The organism is Vibrio sp. (genome assembly GCF_047973365.1).
Taxonomy (GTDB): Bacteria; Pseudomonadota; Gammaproteobacteria; order Enterobacterales; family Vibrionaceae; genus Vibrio.
Window position 1 is genome coordinate 1 of sequence record NZ_JBKEBW010000151.1, and the last position, 18,139, is coordinate 18,139.

Here is an 18,139-nt window from a genome sequence, read left to right on the forward strand (position 1 = left end):
ACTCGTGTTGTGCTTTTTCCAGTGCACGACTAATACCATTGATCACGGTTTCAAATGCGATTCCACGGTCGGTATGAGTTTGTGGGTCAAAGAAAATTTCAGTATGGATAACGTTATCTTGCTTACAACGAAGCATATATGCCCAGGTTAGGTCAAAGAAATCTTGCTCGTGAATGAGGACGTTAGCACCCTGATAATAGATATCGAGAAATGACTGTAGGTTGGAAAACTGATAAGCGGCACGAACTTCTTCTGGCGAAGAAAAAGGAATATCTATGTGGTTACGTTTTGCCAGTTCAAACATCAACTCAGGCTCAAGAGAACCTTCAATGTGCAAATGTAGCTCGACTTTCGGCAGTTTCTGGATAAATGGTTTCATATATGCTCTTAATCCTCATGTGATTAATCGCTTTTCATCTTGAGTGGTGTTTTACCTTTATGACCTTTAGAGGTACGTGAGGTAAACAGAGCCCATACAAAGAGAAAGCGACAACCTATTCGCTTAACTCTTCGTAATCAGAATTTTACGGATTCTGGTAGAGACCCCCACACCGTATCAGTGGGGTTATACGAAGCAACTTATACTATTTTCAACAAATGATAACGTAATTATTGCTAATTGCCACTTTTAACAATAAGCAGAGTTTGTATTTAAATTGCAGGTTTAAAAAGCGCCCTTAAAAGAAGTGCTTTCTCAATGTGATATTTTCGTAAATACCATGCTTAGTGTCTTATTGGTTCGATTTTTTCGAGTTTGTTGCTTGCTGCCTACTGTTTGCGATACCTTATCGAATATTTTACTACTGAGTCTCCAGCACTATGTCACATCTTAACTATAACCATCTCTACTATTTCTGGATGGTCTGCAAGCAAGGTTCGGTTACTAAAGCCGCGGATGCTTTGTTCCTGACACCTCAGACGGTAACGGGGCAGATTAAAGCTTTTGAAGAGCGGATGGATGGTAAACTGACTAAACGTAATGGCAGAAGTATTGAGCCCACCGAGCTTGGGCAATTGGTTTTTAAATACGCTGATCGTATGTTTGGCTTAAGTTATGAGATGCTGGATATCGTTAACTATAGTCAACGTTCGAACGTGCTATTTGACGTGGGTGTTGCCGATGCACTGTCCAAAAGATTGGTCAGCAAAATCTTGATGACGACCATTCCGGAAAACAACAGCATTCATTTGCGCTGTTTTGAATCGACGCACGAACTTCTGCTTGAGCAGTTATCACAGCACAAATTAGACATGATTCTTTCTGACTGCCCGGTTGATTCCAGCCAAAGCCCGGGATTGTTTAGTAAAAAATTGGGCGAGAGCAAGATGGGGTTCTTTGCCAGAAATCATCTCGGCAAAGTGTCATTTCCTGCGGTTTTAGAACAGCGTAAGCTGCTGATGCCGGGAAGCCGAACCTCAATGGGAAGAAAAGTCCGTCAGTGGTTCGATCATCAGGGGATCCAGCCAAACATTTTAGGTGAGTTCGATGATTCGGCACTAATGAAAGCTTTTGCTCGTTATCACCCCGAGGCTATTTTCTTAGCGCCTTTGCTTTATGTTACTGAAGTGGTTGATGACTCTTCGCTACAGCTTATTGCGCCTATCGGTGAAGTTAAAGAAGAGTATTACGTGATCTTTGCTGAACGTATGATTCAGCATCCGGCAGTAAAAAATATTTGTGACGCAGATTTTACTAAATTGTTCGAATGAGACGTTAGTCATTATTTACAGTTGGATTAACGTCACACAATTTGATAAAAAGAACAATTATTACACAGAGCTAATTAATTCGAGCAGTAATACGAGCAGTAATAAAAGACGCCAATTATGAGTCATTAAGAATTCAGACGCGTCGCAGAAATAACATTAACTGATACTATTAAAACACTTTACCCCGCTAATATGCCGCATAACTAGTTGAATTAGTTAATCATGTCGACTTAAAGAGCGTTTAGAAGTTGTTCCTAGGGGACTTAATTCATGAATTTACAAGAAATGGAAAAGAATTCCGCTCAAGCTGTTGTTTTATTGAAAGCGATGGCGAATGAAAGGCGTTTGCAGATTCTTTGCTTGCTACACAACAACGAATTGTCGGTTGGTGAGTTATGCGGAAAGCTCGAACTAAGCCAATCAGCACTCTCGCAGCATTTAGCCTGGTTGAGACGTGACGGGTTAGTCAACACTCGTAAATCAGCGCAGACCGTCTTTTATACGCTAAGCAGCGATGAAGTGAAAAAAATGATCGAACTACTGCACGGTATGTACTGCAGTTGATGGCAAAATCTTAAAGCGCGACATTCGGATCTTAAAAAACAGAGATAAAAAAACCGGCAGAAGCCGGTTTTTTTCATCGCTGATAATTCAAGCCAGAATTATAGAGCTTTGATAGCTGCAGCGAAGCGAGACTTATGACGAGCTGCTTTATTCTTGTGAATAAGGCCTTTAGTCGCCATGCGGTCTAGGATTGGTGTAACTACAGCGAAAGCAGCAGTTGCAGTTTCTTTGTCGCCTGCTTGGATAGCAGCAACAGTTTTCTTCATGTAAGTGCGCATCATAGAACGACGGCTAGCATTGTGCTGGCGACGTTTCTCAGCTTGGATAGCGCGCTTCTTAGCAGATTTACTATTTGCCAAGGGTCTAACTCCCAAAAACTTTTCGTTAGGTAACATTTTAAGGGCGAGGAATATCCCCTATTTGCTCTAAAATGTCAAATGATTTGTGCAAAAACCCACCTGCACCAAACAAGTTTGGTATAAAAAGGTCTTCGCGGTTAAGATGGCGTGGATTCTAACAGTATTTTTTTTTCAATGCTAATACTTATCTACACTCTGGATGACATTCTTTGCATTCAGGGTGCGACTATGTTGTTTTAGCTTGTTTTTCGAGGTTATCGTGAGCAAACGCTTACTCAAGTCTGGCATGATTGTCAGTGCTATGACACTTATTTCCCGCGTGCTGGGATTAGTGCGTGATATTGTCGTGGCAAATCTTATGGGAGCCGGTGCCAGCGCAGACGTCTTCTTCTTCGCCAACCGTATTCCTAACTTTCTGCGTCGCTTATTTGCCGAAGGTGCGTTCTCTCAAGCCTTTGTTCCGGTTTTGACGGAATATCATGCCTCTGGTGATAAGGAAAAAACGCGAGACTTGATCGCCAAAGCGTCGGGCACATTAGGCGTCTTAGTTTCTATCGTGACACTGCTTGGTATTGTGTTCTCTGGTGTTGTCACCGCGGTGTTTGGCGCGGGCTGGTTTCTTGATTGGCTGAATGATGGCCCAGCGGCGGCAAAATTCGAATTGGCGAGTTTACTGCTCAAGATCACCTTTCCTTATTTATGGTTTATTACCTTTGTTGCTTTATCGGGCGCGATATTAAATACCCTCGGTAAGTTCGCGGTCTCCTCTTTCACGCCGGTATTTCTCAACGTAATGATGATTCTTTCAGCTTGGTATATCTCACCAAGTCTGGAACAGCCAGAGATCGGCTTAGCAATAGGTGTATTTTTAGGTGGTTTAGCTCAGTTTTTATTCCAACTGCCGTTTTTGATCAAAGCTGGCGCGTTGGTTAAGCCGAAATGGGGCTGGAAAGATCCTGGCGTGGTCAAAATTCGCACTTTGATGATTCCAGCTTTGTTTGGTGTGTCAGTGAGCCAGATTAACCTTCTATTTGATTCCTTTGTTGCCAGTTTTCTGCAAACCGGTTCTATCAGTTGGCTTTATTACTCTGATCGTTTATTGGAATTTCCACTGGGTTTGTTCGGTATCGCGATAGCAACTGTTATTCTACCGGCACTGTCACGCAAGCATGTGGACGCCCATAGTGAAGGTTTTGCCCATACTATGGATTGGGGCGTGCGAATGGTGACCTTATTAGGTATTCCAGCCATGTTAGGTTTGATGGTGTTGGCAAAACCTATGCTGATGGTGCTTTTTATGCGCGGAGAGTTTTCGCCTAACGATGTTGCGCAAGCTTCGATGTCACTGTTGGCGTATGCGTCCGGTCTGTTGAACTTTATGTTAATCAAGGTCCTCGCACCAGGTTATTACTCGCGTCAGGATACCAAAACTCCAGTTCGTTACGGCATTATCGCTATGGTGAGTAACATGGTGTTTAACGGCATTTTTGCTTGGTTCTACGGCTTCGTTGGTCTAGCAGCAGCGACGGCACTCTCTGCCTTCATTAATATGGCTCTGCTTTATAACGGTTTGCACCAACAAGGTGTTTACCGACTTTCACGCAAAACCGTGTTGTTTTTTGCTCGCCTAATGATTGCTGGTGGCGCTATGGTGGTGGCCATTTTATGGCAGTTGCAGGAGATGTCTGTTTGGTTGCAGTGGAGTTTCCATCAGCGTGCATTAATGTTGGCTGCGCTGATCGGTTTGGGGGCAATTGTTTACTTGTTCACCGCATTGATTCTGGGCTTACGCCTAAAGGACTTAAAAGCGGCGACAGAATAATGTTAATTAGGGTATAATCCGCCAGTTTCGCACCAATATAACTGAGAACTATAGGTTTTAAACGTATTCCAATGGAATTAATACGCGGTATTCATAACATCAAACCACAGCATAATGGTTGTGTGTTGACGATTGGTAATTTTGACGGTGTTCATTTAGGGCATCAGCGAGTTCTTCACAAAGTCGCTGAACAGGCAAAGTTGCTAGAATTACCTTCAGTGGTAATGACATTTGAACCGCAACCTATGGAGCTGTTCTTAAAAGACAAAGCGCCAGCTCGGTTAACTCGCCTGAGAGATAAGTTTGTCCAATTGAGCAAACTTGATATTGATAGGCTATTGTGTGTGAATTTTAACCATCATTTTGCCAGTTTAGATGCGGACACTTTTATCTGTGACTTGTTGGTAAAACGTTTGGGTGTTAAGTTTCTGGTTGTCGGCGATGATTTTTGTTTTGGTCGTGAGCGCAAAGGTAATTTTGCTATGCTCAAAGAGGCTGGGCAAAAGTACGGTTTTGACGTCGTCAGCACGGAAAGTTTCTGCTTAGAAAAGCTTCGTGTGAGTAGTACGGCGATTCGAGAATCGTTGTCTGAAAACGATCTGGCGGGAACGTCAGAAATGCTGGGAAGAAGCTATAGTATCAGCGGTCGAGTTTCCCATGGTCGAAAACTGGGTCGTACTATTGGTTTTCCTACGGCAAATATTCCACTAAAACGCTGTGTTTCACCTGTGTCTGGTGTGTATGTTGTCGAAGCTTATGAGCTCGGTGAGCAACCTGTTGGCGGCGTGGCAAATATCGGTCAGCGACCCACAGTCAATGGTGTTCGCCAGCAGTTAGAAGTGCACTTATTTGACTTCCAGGGCAATTTGTATGGAAAGCAGTTAGAAGTAGCACTTTTGCATAAGCTAAGAGATGAGAAAAAGTTTGAGTCATTTGATGCACTTAAACAACAAATAGAATTGGATGCTGAAGCGGCTAGGGTGTGGTTGCTTCAGTTTAAGAATTAACCAGTTGATTCCACTGGTTAAAAATAATGTCTAACTTCGCCCAATACAACGGAATTAAGAATCGATGAGTGACTATAAAAATACCCTGAATTTACCAGAGACAGGGTTCCCAATGCGCGGTGATCTGGCTAAACGTGAGCCAGCAATGTTAGAGCGTTGGTATCAAGAAGATCTATACGGTGCAATCCGTAAAGCTAAAAAAGGCAAAAAATCTTTCATCCTGCATGATGGCCCTCCATATGCCAACGGTGATATTCACATTGGTCACGCACTCAATAAGATTCTTAAAGACATTATTGTTAAATCTAAAACACTTTCTGGTTTTGATTCACCGTACATTCCAGGTTGGGACTGTCACGGCCTGCCAATTGAATTGATGGTAGAAAAGAAAGTGGGCAAACCCGGACAAAAAGTCACCGCAGCAGAATTCCGCGAAAAATGTCGTGAATACGCTGCGGGTCAGGTTGAAGGCCAAAAAGAAGGCTTCAAACGTCTTGGTATTCTTGGTGAGTGGGATAAACCTTACCGCACTATGGATTTTGCTACTGAAGCAAACATTATTCGTGCGCTAGGTAAAATTGCCGATAACGGCCACTTACTAAAAGGTTTCAAACCTGTTCACTGGTGTACAGATTGTGGCAGTGCACTGGCTGAAGCCGAAGTGGAATACAAAAACAAAGTATCGCCATCTATTGATGTACGTTTCAAAGCGGCTGATGAAGCTGCACTGCTTGCTAAGTTTGCTCTTCAATCTGGCCACGCAGGTGAAGGTGATGTTTCAATCGTCATCTGGACAACAACGCCATGGACGCTTCCGGCGAACCGCGCGGTGTGTCTACGCCATGATCTTGAGTACGTTCTTATCCAAGTTGAAGGCGCTGCTGAAAAAGATCAGCAGCCAGAGCGTATTATAGTTGCTTCTGAACTGGCAAAATCCGTGATGGATCGTGCGGGTATCGAACATTTCCATAATCTAGGTTTTGCCAAAGGTAGTGACCTTGAGCTGACTCAGTTCCAACACCCATTCTACAACTTCACTGTTCCGGCGATCCTTGGCGATCACGTGACAACAGATTCAGGTACTGGTGTGGTTCACACCGCTCCTGGCCACGGTCAGGAAGACTTCGCCGTTGGTCAACAGTACGGGCTGGAAGTAGCGAACCCTGTAGGTTCCAACGGGGTATACCTTCCAGACACTGAGTATTTTGCTGGCCAACACGTATTTAAAGCCAACGATGCGGTTGTTGAGTTGCTAAAAGAGAAAGGCGCTTTACTGCATCATCACGCTTATGAGCACAGTTATCCACACTGCTGGCGTCATAAAACACCAATTATCTTCCGTGCAACACCACAATGGTTCGTTTCTATGGATCAAGCGGGTCTTCGTGCCCAAGCTCTGAAATCCATCAAGAGCGTGCAATGGATGCCTGAATGGGGTCAAAGCCGTATTGAAGGTATGATCGAAGGTCGTCCTGAATGGTGTGTATCTCGTCAACGTACTTGGGGCGTGCCTATTGCTCTGTTCGTTCATAAAGAAACCTCTGAACTTCATCCAAACAGTGCTGAGCTGATTGAGAAAGTGGCTAAGCTGGTAGAAGAAAAAGGTATTCAAGCATGGTGGGATGTTGAACCTGCCGAACTGCTTGGTGCCGATGCTGAGAAATACGAAAAAGTATTAGACACGCTAGACGTATGGTTTGACTCAGGTGTGACTCACTATGCCGTGGTTGATAACCGTGAAGAGTTCAATGGCGCGGAAGCTGATATGTACCTAGAAGGTTCTGACCAGCACCGTGGCTGGTTCCAGTCTTCTCTGATTTCATCTATCGCGATGAAAGGTAAAGCACCGTACAAAGAAGTGTTGACTCACGGTTTCGTGGTTGATGGGCAAGGCCGTAAGATGTCTAAATCTATCGGTAACGTGGTTGCTCCTAAAGATGTTACTAACAAATTGGGTGCCGATATTCTGCGTCTATGGGTTGCTTCAACTGACTACACCGGTGAAGTTGCGGTTTCTGATGAGATCCTAAAACGCAGTGCAGACTCATACCGTCGTATCCGTAACACGGCGCGTTTCTTCCTGGCGAACCTCAACGGCTTCAACCCAGCAACCGACATGGTTGCAGCGGAAGATATGGTGGCACTGGATCGTTGGGCTGTGGCACGCGCGCTAGCGGCTCAACAAGAAATTGTTAAAGCTTTCGATGAATACAACACTCACGCGGTTGTTCAGCGCCTAATGCATTTCTGTTCTGTGGAAATGGGTTCTTTCTACTTAGACGTGATTAAAGACCGTCAGTACACAGCGAAGAAAGGCGGCAACGCTCAACGTAGCTGTCAAACCGCGCTGTACTACATCGTAGAAGCACTTGTTCGTTGGATGGCGCCAATCATGTCATTCACTGCAGATGAAATCTGGAACGAAATGCCAGCGAAGCAGGAAAACGGTGAAGAGCGCAGCAAGTTTGTCTTCACGGGTGAGTGGTACCAAGGTTTGTTTGATCTTGCTGAAGGTGAAGAGCTAAACAACGAATTCTGGACTGAAATTCAGGAAATCCGTGGTGCTGTGAACAAGCTGCTTGAAAATGCACGTAACGAGAAAACCATCGGTGGTTCGCTGCAAGCTGAAGTGACGCTGTTTGCTGAAGACGCACTCGCGGCGAAGATCAACAAACTCGAAGATGAACTGCGCTTTGTACTGCTGACTTCTAAAGCTGCGGTTAAACCTGTTTCAGAGAAGACAGAAGCTGCACATGAAACGGAGATCAAAGGTCTGTTTGTTCAGGTAAGCAAAACTGAAGCAGAGAAATGTGACCGTTGTTGGCACCACACTGCCGATGTTGGCACTATTGCTGGTCATGAGAAAATCTGTGGTCGCTGTGTGTCGAACGTTGACGGCGAAGGCGAAGTTCGTAAATTCGCATAACCAAAGGCGTCTACATGACTCAACAAGCATTAACGCTAAAACAATCAGGAGTGCGCTGGCTATGGCTGGCCCTCTTGGTGTTTGTCGCTGACATCGGCATTAAGTTGGTGGTAATGAATGGCATGGGTTACGGATGGGAAAGTCGCATTGAAATCCTACCGTTTTTTAACCTGTTGTATGTTCATAACTATGGCGCTGCATTTAGCTTTTTAAGTGATCAAGCAGGCTGGCAACGTTGGTTCTTTACCGCAATTGCCTTTGTTGTCACAGGTTTACTGGCATTTTGGATGAGACGTCTGCCTGTCAGTGATAAATGGAATAACATTGCTTATGCACTGATTATTGGCGGTGCGGTGGGGAACGTATTTGATCGCGTTGTTCACGGGTTTGTTGTTGATTATCTTGATTTTTATTGGGGTAATTATCACTGGCCAGCCTTCAATTTAGCCGATAGTGCTATTTGTATCGGTGCTGCGATGATTATCTTAGATAGTTTTCGTGGCAGTAAAAAAGCGGCGTAAATTCTATCAAAGCTGAATAACCCTAAGCGCTGTCCGTTGATTCGGAGAGCGCTTTTTGTTAGAAAACAGCCAATAAATAAAACAAACAAAACGAGACAAAAAGATCTCGTATAACTCAAAGGAAGCCCAACGTGACAACGATTACTCACAACTCTGCTGTAACTCTGCATTTTACTATCAAATTAAAAGATGGCTCTGTCGCTGATAGCACACATAATTTAGGTAAGCCTGCTAAGTTTGTGATGGGCGATGGCAGCCTAAGTGAAAACTTTGAACAGTGCCTTATCGGGATGGTCGCCGGACAAAATCAGGCGATTGAACTGACCGCTGATGATGCTTTTGGACAACCGAACCCAGACAACATCCATCATATGGATCGCGCGCGATTTATTGGTGAATCTGAGGTGGAAGTAGGGACTATTATGGCGTTTAGTGGTCCTGATGGTATGGAAATTCCGGGCATTATCACAGAGATTGCAGGCGACTCTGTGACGGTGGATTTCAACCACCCGCTAGCCGGGCAAGATGTTATCTTTGATGTCGAAATTTTGTCTGTCGAATAACTGATTTTTTATAAATACACCCATGAGCAACAACATGAAAATACTGTTAGCTAACCCTCGCGGCTTCTGCGCTGGTGTCGATCGTGCCATCAGCATTGTAGAACGTGCACTAGAAATGTATCAGCCACCTATCTATGTCCGTCACGAAGTGGTACACAACCGTTTTGTGGTCGAAGGGCTAAAACAGCGTGGTGCGATCTTTGTTGAAGAGCTGCATGAAGTTCCGGATAACAACATTGTGATCTTCTCTGCTCATGGTGTTTCTCAAGCGGTACGTATCGAAGCGAAAGAGCGCGATTTGACCGTGTTTGATGCAACGTGCCCATTGGTAACTAAAGTACATATGGAAGTGGCTCGTGCAAGCCGTAAGCATATGGAAGTGGTGCTGATCGGTCACGCTGGGCATCCTGAAGTTGAAGGGACCATGGGGCAATACGCCAGCGATGAAGGCGGTATGTATTTGGTGGAGAAACCCGATGATGTGGTTTCCCTGCTTGGCAAAGTGAAAGATCCAAGTCATCTGCATTATGTCAGCCAAACCACATTGTCTGTTGACGAAACGTCCGATGTGATTGATAAATTGCGCGAAGTTTTCCCGAAAATTCAGGGACCGCGTAAAGATGACATTTGTTACGCCACACAAAACCGTCAGGATGCTGTGCGAGTGCTGGCAAGTGAAGTGGATGTGATGATTGTTGTCGGCTCGAAAAATTCATCTAACTCAACTCGTCTAAAAGAGCTGGCAGAGAAACTGGGTACTCCCGGATATCTGACCGATTGCCCTGAAGATGTGCATCCTGAATGGTTTGTCGGTAAGAGTAAAGTGGGCGTGACGGCGGGAGCTTCAGCACCAGAAGAGCTAGTGAATCAAATCATTAATCGCATTAAAGAACTGGGCGCTGACTCAGTCGAAGAAGTGCTAGGTCGCGAAGAGAACATGTTCTTTGAAGTGCCAAAAGAGTTACAGATTAAGCTGGTTGATTAATATCGAGCCTGTCCATTCCAGCTTTCGCTGGAATGACGTCAGAAAACAACAAGGGCTCCATTCGGAGCCCTTTTCGTATTCGTTAATATCAGAATTAAACCGTTTCAGTTACGCCATCTGCTTTCTCTTCGTCAGCGAATTCTGTATCGCCTTTGCCTTTAGAGATTTTGATTACGTAAGCTGTGATAGCTAGCGCCGCTACAACACCAATGATAGTTGATAGTTGCATTGATTGGCCAAAGCCTAGCGAACCATTGTTCAGGATGAAGGTAATACATACTGAAGTCATGAACGCTGCTGGAACAGTCGTGATCCAGTGGAACTTGTTATGACGTAGTAGGTAAGCTGATGCTGTCCACAACATCATTACTGCTGTTACTTGGTTTGCGAAACCGAAGTAGCGCCAAATGATACCGAAGTCTACCTGAGTCAGGATACCGCCGATAACGAATAATGGTAGCGCCATAAATAGACGGTTACGTAGCGTTTTTTGCTCCATGTTGAAGTATTCAGCAAGGATTAGACGGCTTGAACGGAATGCTGTGTCACCAGAAGTGATTGGTAGGATAACTACGCCTAGGAAAGCGATGATACCGCCAAATACGCCTAACAGACCGAATGAAGCGCTGTAAACCACGTTACCTGGACCACCGTTAGCAACCGCTGTTTGTAGGCCTTCTAATGAATCGAAGAATGATAGCGCAATAGCACACCAGATTAGTGCGATGATACCTTCACCGATCATTGCTCCGTAGAATACGAAACGACCATTCTTTTCATTTTCAATACAACGCGCCATTAGCGGTGATTGAGTTGCATGGAAACCAGAGATAGCACCACAAGCGATAGTGATGAACAGTGCTGGCCACAAAGGCATATCTTTAGGGTTTAGATTGCTGAACATGTCGCTTGGTTCAAAGCCACCTAGGATTTGGTGTTCGCTTGAGAACGCAATAGCAGTAATCAGACCGACAGACATGAAAATTAGCAGTGCGCCGAATAGTGGATAGAAGCGACCAATGATTTTATCTACAGGAACGATAGTAGCAAGAATGTAGTAAGCAAAGATGATAACAACCATAGTTGTCATGCTTACTGTCAGGTCAGTTTGCTCGTTGATCAGGTTAGTGATCATGCCAGCAGGAGCGGATACGAATACCACACCAACAAGGAGTAACAGAACAATGGCAAAGATGTTCATAAAGTGTTTTGCGCCATTGCCTAAATAACGACCCGTCATTGTTGGCACTGATGCGCCTCCGTTACGGATGGAAAGCATGCCTGAGAAGTAGTCGTGAACTGCACCAGCGAAGATACAGCCAATGATAATCCATAGCATTGCCGCTGGACCATAAAGAGCACCCATGATTGGACCAAAAATTGGACCAACGCCAGCGATGTTTAGTAATTGAACAAGATAAACCTTTGGTGTTGACATGGGTACATAGTCAACGCCGTCAGCTTTAGTGTGGGCTGGGGTTTTACGTTTTTCGTTAATGCCGAAAATTTTCTCTACGATAGCACCGTAGATGAAATATCCAGCGAGTAGTGCTGCTACACAGGTTAGGAACCACAACATAGCGATTGTCCTTTGTTATTGGATTATGAAATAAGCTCAATTTGCATAGTAGTCGCTCTTCTGGCTAGCCACATTCGCTTTCCCAGTGAGTGGTCAAATAGAGAATTAAGTGGTTTCTAATATAAATAAGCGGTTGCTGATATTGGTCAATGGTTTGTTTATTCGGTTAAGTGGTTTCTTTATTGGGTTAAGTTGCTTGTTTATTCAACAGAGTAACTATGTGTGTTGATTTAACAGGAAAGAATGAACAATCAGTGGTATACCTAAAGGGCTTAAATTTTTTGGCTAACTTGAAGGTAAATAATGAAAAAAACAATCATGGCGGTGGCGATATTAGGACTTGTTGGTTGTGCGGCAAGCGATAGTGAACTGGCGAAAGAAGGCAATTGGTTTCAGATTGGTTATCAGGATGGAATGGTTGGTCACTCGCAACGTTCTTATAAAACATTATCTGAATTGGGTGATGTACAAGTTTCGGATTATGAAAGCGGCTATTCAACCGGCATCGCAGAATATTGTAATCCTAACGTTGCTTACCAGATTGGTGTCAGCGGTCAGTATTACGAAGGCGTATGTGAAGGAACCGATCAGGCGCAGCAATTCCGTATGGAATGGCAGCGTGGCTGGAATGAATACAACAATTAACTAAATTTACTTTTTTATCCTCTCTTTATTCTTTAGTTTCATGATGTTGAGGTGCCACGATGCACGATGAATCACTTGCGTTAGCTCTAGCCAGTGTTGGTGTGGTTGGTCTGTTTTGTCAGTGGTTAGCTTGGCGATTACGTTTGCCTGCTATTTTGTTTTTACTTTTGGCTGGTATTCTCGCTGGCCCTATTACGGGAGTTCTTGTACCTCAACAATTGCTTGGTGAACTGTTATTTCCACTTATCTCTCTGGCAGTTGCCGTGATTCTGTTTGAAGGCAGCTTAACGCTCAACTTTAAAGAGATACGCGGTGTGAGTAATACAGTTTGGAGTATTGTTTCCATTGGCGCTTTTATCTCGTGGGCGATCACTTCATTTGCCGTTCACGCTTTACTTGGGTTTGATTGGCCGCTTGCTTTTCTCTTTGCTTGTTTGACGGTGGTGACCGGCCCAACTGTTATTGTCCCGCTACTAAGAACAGTGAGACCTAATACCCGGTTGTCTAACATCTTGCGTTGGGAAGGTATCTTGATCGATCCGCTAGGTGCGCTTTTCGTCGTCATGGTGTACGAATTCATTGTCTCAAGTAGCGAAGCTCATAGTCTGCAGGTGTTTGCTTTAATCATTGCTGTTGGCTTAGCCTTTGGTGCGTTATCTGGCGCAGCGGTTGCTTATCTACTTCGTAAAGGGCTGATTCCTGAATACCTCCAGCCGTTCGCCGTGCTTAGTGTGCTGTTAGGCATATTTGCATTCTCCAACCATATTGAATCCGAATCGGGTTTGTTGACCGTCACCGTGATGGGGATGTGGCTGGCTAACGCCAAGGATGTGAATATTCGCCACATTCTGCACTTTAAGGAAAACCTCACTATCTTGTTGATTACCGGTCTTTTTATTTTACTGGCCGCCCGTATTCAGTTGAGTGACTTCGCCACATTAGGTTGGAGCGCTGTGTTGTTATTGGTTGTGATGCAATTGGTTTCTCGCCCTGTCTCAATACTGCTGTCAACTTTACGCAGTAGTTTAGCGTTTAAGGAAAAATTGTTTCTTGCTTGGGTGGCTCCGCGAGGAATTGTCGCGGCTTCTATTTCGTCTTTGTTCGCCATTAAGCTGAGTGCTGTGGGAATGACGGAAGCTGAACTGTTAGTACCACTGACCTTTATGGTGATTATCGGCACCGTTGTTCTGCAAAGTGCCACTGCAAGACCGATAGCATTAGCGCTTGACGTGGCCGAACCTGCGCCAAAAGGTTTTCTTATCATTGGTGCCAATGATGTTGCTCGTCAGTTGGGATTGGCGATCATGAAATACGATTGTCGTGTTGTACTGACCGATTCCAACTGGGACTACATTCGCCAAGCGAGAATGGCGGGTTTAGAGAACTATTACGGCAATCCGATTTCAAGTCATGCTGATGAATATCTGAACTTGATTGGCATCGGACATGTTGTAGCGCTCAGCCCGGATAAGCATTTCAATATCATGGCGTGTATGCAGTTTTTATCTGACTTTGGTGATAAACGGGTATTCTGCCTGCATGACAAAGTGAACGGAAATACCAAAGATAAACACGTCGTCGCGCAGGAATATCATGGTTTGTCTTTTCTTGGTGCTGATGTCAGTTACAAAAAACTGGCGAGTTTGATCAATCAGGGCGGTGAAATTAAACATACCAAACTGAGTGAAAACTTCACTTATGACGATTACTTAAACAAACATCAGGACAGTTATATTTTGCCGCTGTTTTTGGTTGATGCGCGTAATCGGGTGCAAATTTGCTCTGATCTAAATTCATTTGCACCTAAGGAAGGCGAAACGGTAGTTTCATTGATTAAAGCCCCGTCTTAGGATGAACCGAAGGTACACGTTATTCATCACAAGTAAATATCAGAAAATGAAATAGGAATGTTCCTAAATGATAGAGGGCATATTGCTATAGCTATTCATTCCCTTACATTCTATCAGCAAGGCGTTAAATATTAATTCATTAAACCAGAGTCGAAGCCAAACAATGGATAACACAGTATCTTTTAAGAACCGCCGCAGGTCAGAACGTACAACATTAGTGCATCAAATTACAGCGTTTTGCTGGTTCAACCGCTGGCTCAAGCCAATGATACAAGTACGAGTCGTTGATATTTCCAATCATGGTATGCAGCTTTATAGCAAAGACCAACTGAATCTGAATGGTGCAACGATGCGTATCAAGACGTTAGATAGAGGGATTCGAGGAACTATTGTTTGGCAAAAGCCAGGCAGAGAAGGTTACGTTTGTGGGTTTATGGTTAATGAGGGGCAAACTATCTCAGATGAAGAAATCGACCTAATCAACGAACTCGAAACGACCTTAGAAGATATACCCAAAGAGTTGTAATTGAACATTCCAAGTCAAACATTAACGTTTAATTAAGTGCGCCAATCTAACTAAAAGTAAACAATGGGGTATGCATAATTCGGTCGTTATCGTGGTGTATTATTATATTTATAAAGGAGTTGGTAGATATGACGACACAAGTTTTCCCAAAACAAGTTATGAACCTGAAACAACGAATGAAAGTATGGGAACGCAAGAGGATTTTTTGGCTATTAGCTAAAGTGCCAATTTGTCTAGCTGCTACTCTCGGCATTTCTCTCGCAGCGTTCTACGGTGCTTCGACTATGGATGCTAGATTTGAAACCTTCTGGTTTGAGTTTGCTATGATCGTGGGTTTGTCGTTGGGCTTACCACTTTGTCACTTAAACTACCCCAAAAAACCAACTCAATACGATGTTGAAACCGAAGTGAAGCTTAGGAAAGCATTTGGCATGGATGCAACTATCAGTGCGGAGGGTAATTAAATGTACCGCGCTAGAAAGTGCGCCAAGGCGCGGTATTTGAACAATTAATTCGCAAAGTATATTAATTCGCAAAGTATACTAATTCGCAAAGTATACGACGCCTAAGCTTGCAAGACGGGATGCTCCGGTAACAGCAGGTAAGTTACTTGGCAAATGATGCATTCTACGTTGGGCAAGCCATGCAAACGCCATCGCTTCCATATAGTCGCTGTCTACCCCTTTACTGATAGTCGGGGCAACGGTCCAGTCAGGTAGAAGAGAATGAATTCTTTCCATCAGCAGCGGGTTTTGTGCGCCGCCGCCGCAAACTAACAGCTCTGGCTGTGGTCCAAACACAAACTTAGCCACTTGGTCGCAAATAGTCACAGCGGTAAATTCACACAAAGTACGAATAACGTCCTGTGATGAGTAATGAGTGTCTTGCAGATGTTGCTCTAACCAAGGCAAGTTAAACAGCTCACGTCCTGTGCTTTTCGGCGCGGGTTCTGACAAATAGGGTTCCTGACAAAAACGTGCCAGCAACTCAGGGATCACTTTTCCTTGTTTAGCTTGGCAAGCATCTTTGTCGTATCCCTCATGCCAGTTAAGTTGACACCATGAATCCATCAGCATGTTGCCCGGACCTGTATCATAGCCAATCACTTCACCGTTAGGTTTTAGTACTGAGATGTTAGCGATGCCACCAATATTGAGCACCACCACGCACGAGTCTGTCACTTGAAAAATAGTATGGTGAAATGCTGGAACCAAAGGTGCGCCTTGACCGCCCAATGCCATATCTTTACGTCTGAAATCTGCAACGGTGGTAATCCCCGTTTTAGCCGCGATGATATTGCTGTCGCCCAATTGCATGGTAAAAGGCTTGGCACCATTAGGCTGATGGAACACGGTTTGTCCATGGCTGCCAATGGCGCGGATCTGTTGTTTATCAACATTTGCTTTCTCAACCAGAGCCAAGGCTGCGTCGGCAAACAGATGACCAAGTTCATGATCGATCTCGCCAATTTCTGGTAAGTAAGTTGCCTGACCAATACAAATATTCAATACGCGAGATTTGAGATCAGCAGGAAATGCAAAGAAATCGTGCTCGATGAGTTCTATTTTATCGTCTTGTATCGCCACCAAAGCGCTATCAACGCCATCCAGACTGGTTCCAGACATAATTCCTATGTACAGTTCTCGCTCACTCATTATGTAATCTCGCCGTCAGATCTCAACAAACTCATTGTAATTGAAAATTAAACTGAATAACCTCACTCGCAGCGACAAATTTTGAACTTAGGAGAAATAATGGGACCGTTATGGCTTGATGTGGAAGGCTATGAATTAACCGCAGAAGATCGCGAAGTTTTGCAGCATCCTACGGTTGGTGGCGTCATTTTGTTTGCTCGTAATTATCATGATAACCAACAACTGTTGGCGTTAAACAAAGCTATTCGCCAGGCGGCAAAGCGTCCTATGTTAATCGGTGTTGATCAAGAGGGCGGTCGAGTTCAGCGTTTTCGCCAAGGTTTTAGTAAAATTCCCGCCGCTCAATGGTATGCGAAGTGCGAAAACGGCGTAGAGTTGGCAAAACAAGGTGGTTGGTTAATGGCCGCAGAGCTGATTGCTCACGATGTCGATTTGAGTTTTGCGCCTGTGCTGGATAAAGGCTTTGAATGTCGTGCCATTGGCAACCGTGCGTTTGGTGAAGATGTCGCAACAGTACTTAAACACAGTAGCGCCTTTATGCAGGGAATGAAATCAGTAGGGATGGCAACCACTGGTAAGCACTTTCCTGGTCATGGCGCGGTGATTGCGGATTCCCATTTAGAAACCCCTTACGATGAACGTGAAGTCATCAGCGATGATATCTCGATTTTTAAAGCTCAGATTGAAGCAGGAATTCTTGATGCCATGATGCCGGCTCATGTTATCTATCCACATTTTGATGACCAGCCTGCCAGTGGTTCGCCTTATTGGTTGAAAAAGGTACTGCGTCAAGAAATGGGATTCAAAGGCGTTGTCTTTTCTGACGATTTAAACATGGAAGGCGCCGCAATCATGGGCTCTCCAGCAGAGCGTTCACAACAAGCGCTCGATGCAGGTTGCGATATGATTTTAATGTGCAATAAGCGTGAAGCGGCGGTTGAAGTGTTGGATAACCTGGCAATTGTTGAGGTTACTCAAGCTGAGCAACTGTTGAAGAAGCAGAACTTTAGTTATCAACAACTCACATCAACGCAAGAGTGGAAGCAAGCTGTATCTGCGATGCGGCGAATTATAGACGAGCACAACTAATTCGTATGCGTCAGTACAGCAAAGAAAAGACTCCGTAAGGAGTAATGTCTGTCAGTTAAGCTCAAAAAGACATAATTCTCGTTCCCGCGGTCTGAAGTGACCCCATAAAGTTGGACATTTCTGTTAAGCGGCTTGCAAGGCCTGATTTCGATATTCTATCGGAGTCAGGCCTTTAAATTTCACCTTAATCCGTTTTGTATTGTAATACTCTATATATTCTTCGATATTTGCAATCAGTTCATCAGCATCAGTGAAGCTTTGACCGTGATACATCTCTGTTTTGAGTAAAGCGAAGAAGTTTTCAGCCACTGCATTATCTAAACAGTTTCCTTTTCTCG

General features: G+C 44.3%; 18 protein-coding genes and 1 riboswitch. Of the genes, 13 read left to right on the forward strand and 5 right to left on the reverse strand.

Annotated features, from left to right (window positions below; all coding sequences use genetic code 11):
• Nucleotides 1-379 (reverse strand): adenosine deaminase family protein (locus ACK5MF_RS17720; protein ID WP_416923853.1); only part of this gene is annotated, 379 nt, incomplete at its 3' end.
• Between the two features lie 114 nt (nt 380-493).
• Nucleotides 494-593, reverse strand: a riboswitch (purine riboswitch).
• A 226-nt stretch (nt 594-819) separates the two neighbouring features.
• Between ACK5MF_RS17720 and nhaR the strand changes: the two genes are divergently transcribed.
• Both nhaR and ACK5MF_RS17730 read left to right on the forward strand, forming a co-directional pair.
• Nucleotides 820-1,710, forward strand: a complete 891-nt coding sequence (nhaR, locus tag ACK5MF_RS17725; protein WP_416923854.1) for a transcriptional activator NhaR — start codon at nt 820-822, stop codon at nt 1,708-1,710.
• A 270-nt stretch (nt 1,711-1,980) separates the two neighbouring features.
• Complete coding sequence (locus ACK5MF_RS17730) at nt 1,981-2,274, forward strand: ArsR/SmtB family transcription factor (RefSeq protein ID WP_416923855.1); 294 nt, start codon at nt 1,981-1,983, stop codon at nt 2,272-2,274.
• Nucleotides 2,275-2,372: 98 nt separating this feature from the next.
• Here the strand turns inward: ACK5MF_RS17730 and rpsT are convergent, their stop codons facing one another.
• Entirely contained in the window at nt 2,373-2,633 is a 261-nt protein-coding gene (gene rpsT, locus ACK5MF_RS17735) for a 30S ribosomal protein S20 (RefSeq protein WP_042484294.1), read from the reverse strand.
• Nucleotides 2,634-2,892: 259 nt separating this feature from the next.
• Between rpsT and murJ the strand changes: the two genes are divergently transcribed.
• The 6 genes from murJ (at nt 2,893) to ispH (ending at nt 10,457) form a co-directional block, all read left to right on the forward strand.
• Nucleotides 2,893-4,455: a murein biosynthesis integral membrane protein MurJ gene (gene murJ, locus ACK5MF_RS17740; RefSeq protein WP_416923856.1), complete on the forward strand. Its 1,563-nt coding sequence runs from the start codon at nt 2,893-2,895 to the stop codon at nt 4,453-4,455.
• A gap of 71 nt (nt 4,456-4,526) precedes the next feature.
• Entirely contained in the window at nt 4,527-5,462 is a 936-nt protein-coding gene (gene ribF, locus ACK5MF_RS17745) for a bifunctional riboflavin kinase/FAD synthetase (protein WP_416923857.1), read from the forward strand.
• 64 nt (nt 5,463-5,526) lie between these two features.
• On the forward strand, nt 5,527-8,388 hold the full coding sequence (gene ileS / locus ACK5MF_RS17750) for an isoleucine--tRNA ligase (protein ID WP_416923858.1): 2,862 nt from the start codon (nt 5,527-5,529) through the stop codon (nt 8,386-8,388).
• Nucleotides 8,389-8,402: 14 nt separating this feature from the next.
• Nucleotides 8,403-8,909 carry a signal peptidase II gene (gene lspA, locus ACK5MF_RS17755; RefSeq protein WP_416923859.1) on the forward strand — a complete coding sequence of 169 codons (507 nt, stop codon included), beginning with the start codon at nt 8,403-8,405 and terminating at the stop codon, nt 8,907-8,909.
• Nucleotides 8,910-9,040: 131 nt separating this feature from the next.
• Entirely contained in the window at nt 9,041-9,472 is a 432-nt protein-coding gene (fkpB, locus tag ACK5MF_RS17760; RefSeq protein ID WP_416923860.1) for an FKBP-type peptidyl-prolyl cis-trans isomerase, read from the forward strand.
• Between the two features lie 22 nt (nt 9,473-9,494).
• Nucleotides 9,495-10,457, forward strand: coding sequence for a 4-hydroxy-3-methylbut-2-enyl diphosphate reductase (ispH, locus tag ACK5MF_RS17765; RefSeq protein ID WP_416923861.1), 963 nt, complete (start codon nt 9,495-9,497; stop codon nt 10,455-10,457).
• 94 nt (nt 10,458-10,551) lie between these two features.
• Here the strand turns inward: ispH and ACK5MF_RS17770 are convergent, their stop codons facing one another.
• Nucleotides 10,552-12,036 (reverse strand): carbon starvation protein A, encoded by a 1,485-nt coding sequence (locus ACK5MF_RS17770; RefSeq protein WP_416923862.1) that lies wholly within the window; start codon nt 12,034-12,036, stop codon nt 10,552-10,554.
• 303 nt (nt 12,037-12,339) lie between these two features.
• Between ACK5MF_RS17770 and ACK5MF_RS17775 the strand changes: the two genes are divergently transcribed.
• The 4 genes from ACK5MF_RS17775 to ACK5MF_RS17790 all read left to right on the forward strand — a co-directional run bounded on the left by ACK5MF_RS17775 (nt 12,340) and on the right by ACK5MF_RS17790 (nt 15,521).
• Complete coding sequence (locus tag ACK5MF_RS17775; RefSeq protein WP_416923863.1) at nt 12,340-12,681, forward strand: DUF2799 domain-containing protein; 342 nt, start codon at nt 12,340-12,342, stop codon at nt 12,679-12,681.
• 59 nt (nt 12,682-12,740) lie between these two features.
• Complete coding sequence (locus tag ACK5MF_RS17780; RefSeq protein WP_416923864.1) at nt 12,741-14,531, forward strand: cation:proton antiporter; 1,791 nt, start codon at nt 12,741-12,743, stop codon at nt 14,529-14,531.
• 163 nt (nt 14,532-14,694) lie between these two features.
• On the forward strand, nt 14,695-15,057 hold the full coding sequence (locus tag ACK5MF_RS17785) for a PilZ domain-containing protein (protein WP_416923865.1): 363 nt from the start codon (nt 14,695-14,697) through the stop codon (nt 15,055-15,057).
• 128 nt (nt 15,058-15,185) lie between these two features.
• Nucleotides 15,186-15,521, forward strand: coding sequence for a hypothetical protein (locus tag ACK5MF_RS17790; RefSeq protein ID WP_416923866.1), 336 nt, complete (start codon nt 15,186-15,188; stop codon nt 15,519-15,521).
• 78 nt (nt 15,522-15,599) lie between these two features.
• Here the strand turns inward: ACK5MF_RS17790 and ACK5MF_RS17795 are convergent, their stop codons facing one another.
• Complete coding sequence (locus ACK5MF_RS17795) at nt 15,600-16,712, reverse strand: anhydro-N-acetylmuramic acid kinase (RefSeq protein ID WP_416923867.1); 1,113 nt, start codon at nt 16,710-16,712, stop codon at nt 15,600-15,602.
• Between the two features lie 99 nt (nt 16,713-16,811).
• On the opposite strand from ACK5MF_RS17795, the gene nagZ reads away from it, so the two are divergent.
• On the forward strand, nt 16,812-17,801 hold the full coding sequence (nagZ, locus tag ACK5MF_RS17800) for a beta-N-acetylhexosaminidase (protein ID WP_416923868.1): 990 nt from the start codon (nt 16,812-16,814) through the stop codon (nt 17,799-17,801).
• A 123-nt stretch (nt 17,802-17,924) separates the two neighbouring features.
• Here nagZ and ACK5MF_RS17805 read toward each other — a convergent pair.
• Nucleotides 17,925-18,139: IS3 family transposase (locus ACK5MF_RS17805; protein ID WP_416923146.1), on the reverse strand; the 215-nt coding region annotated here is incomplete at its 5' end.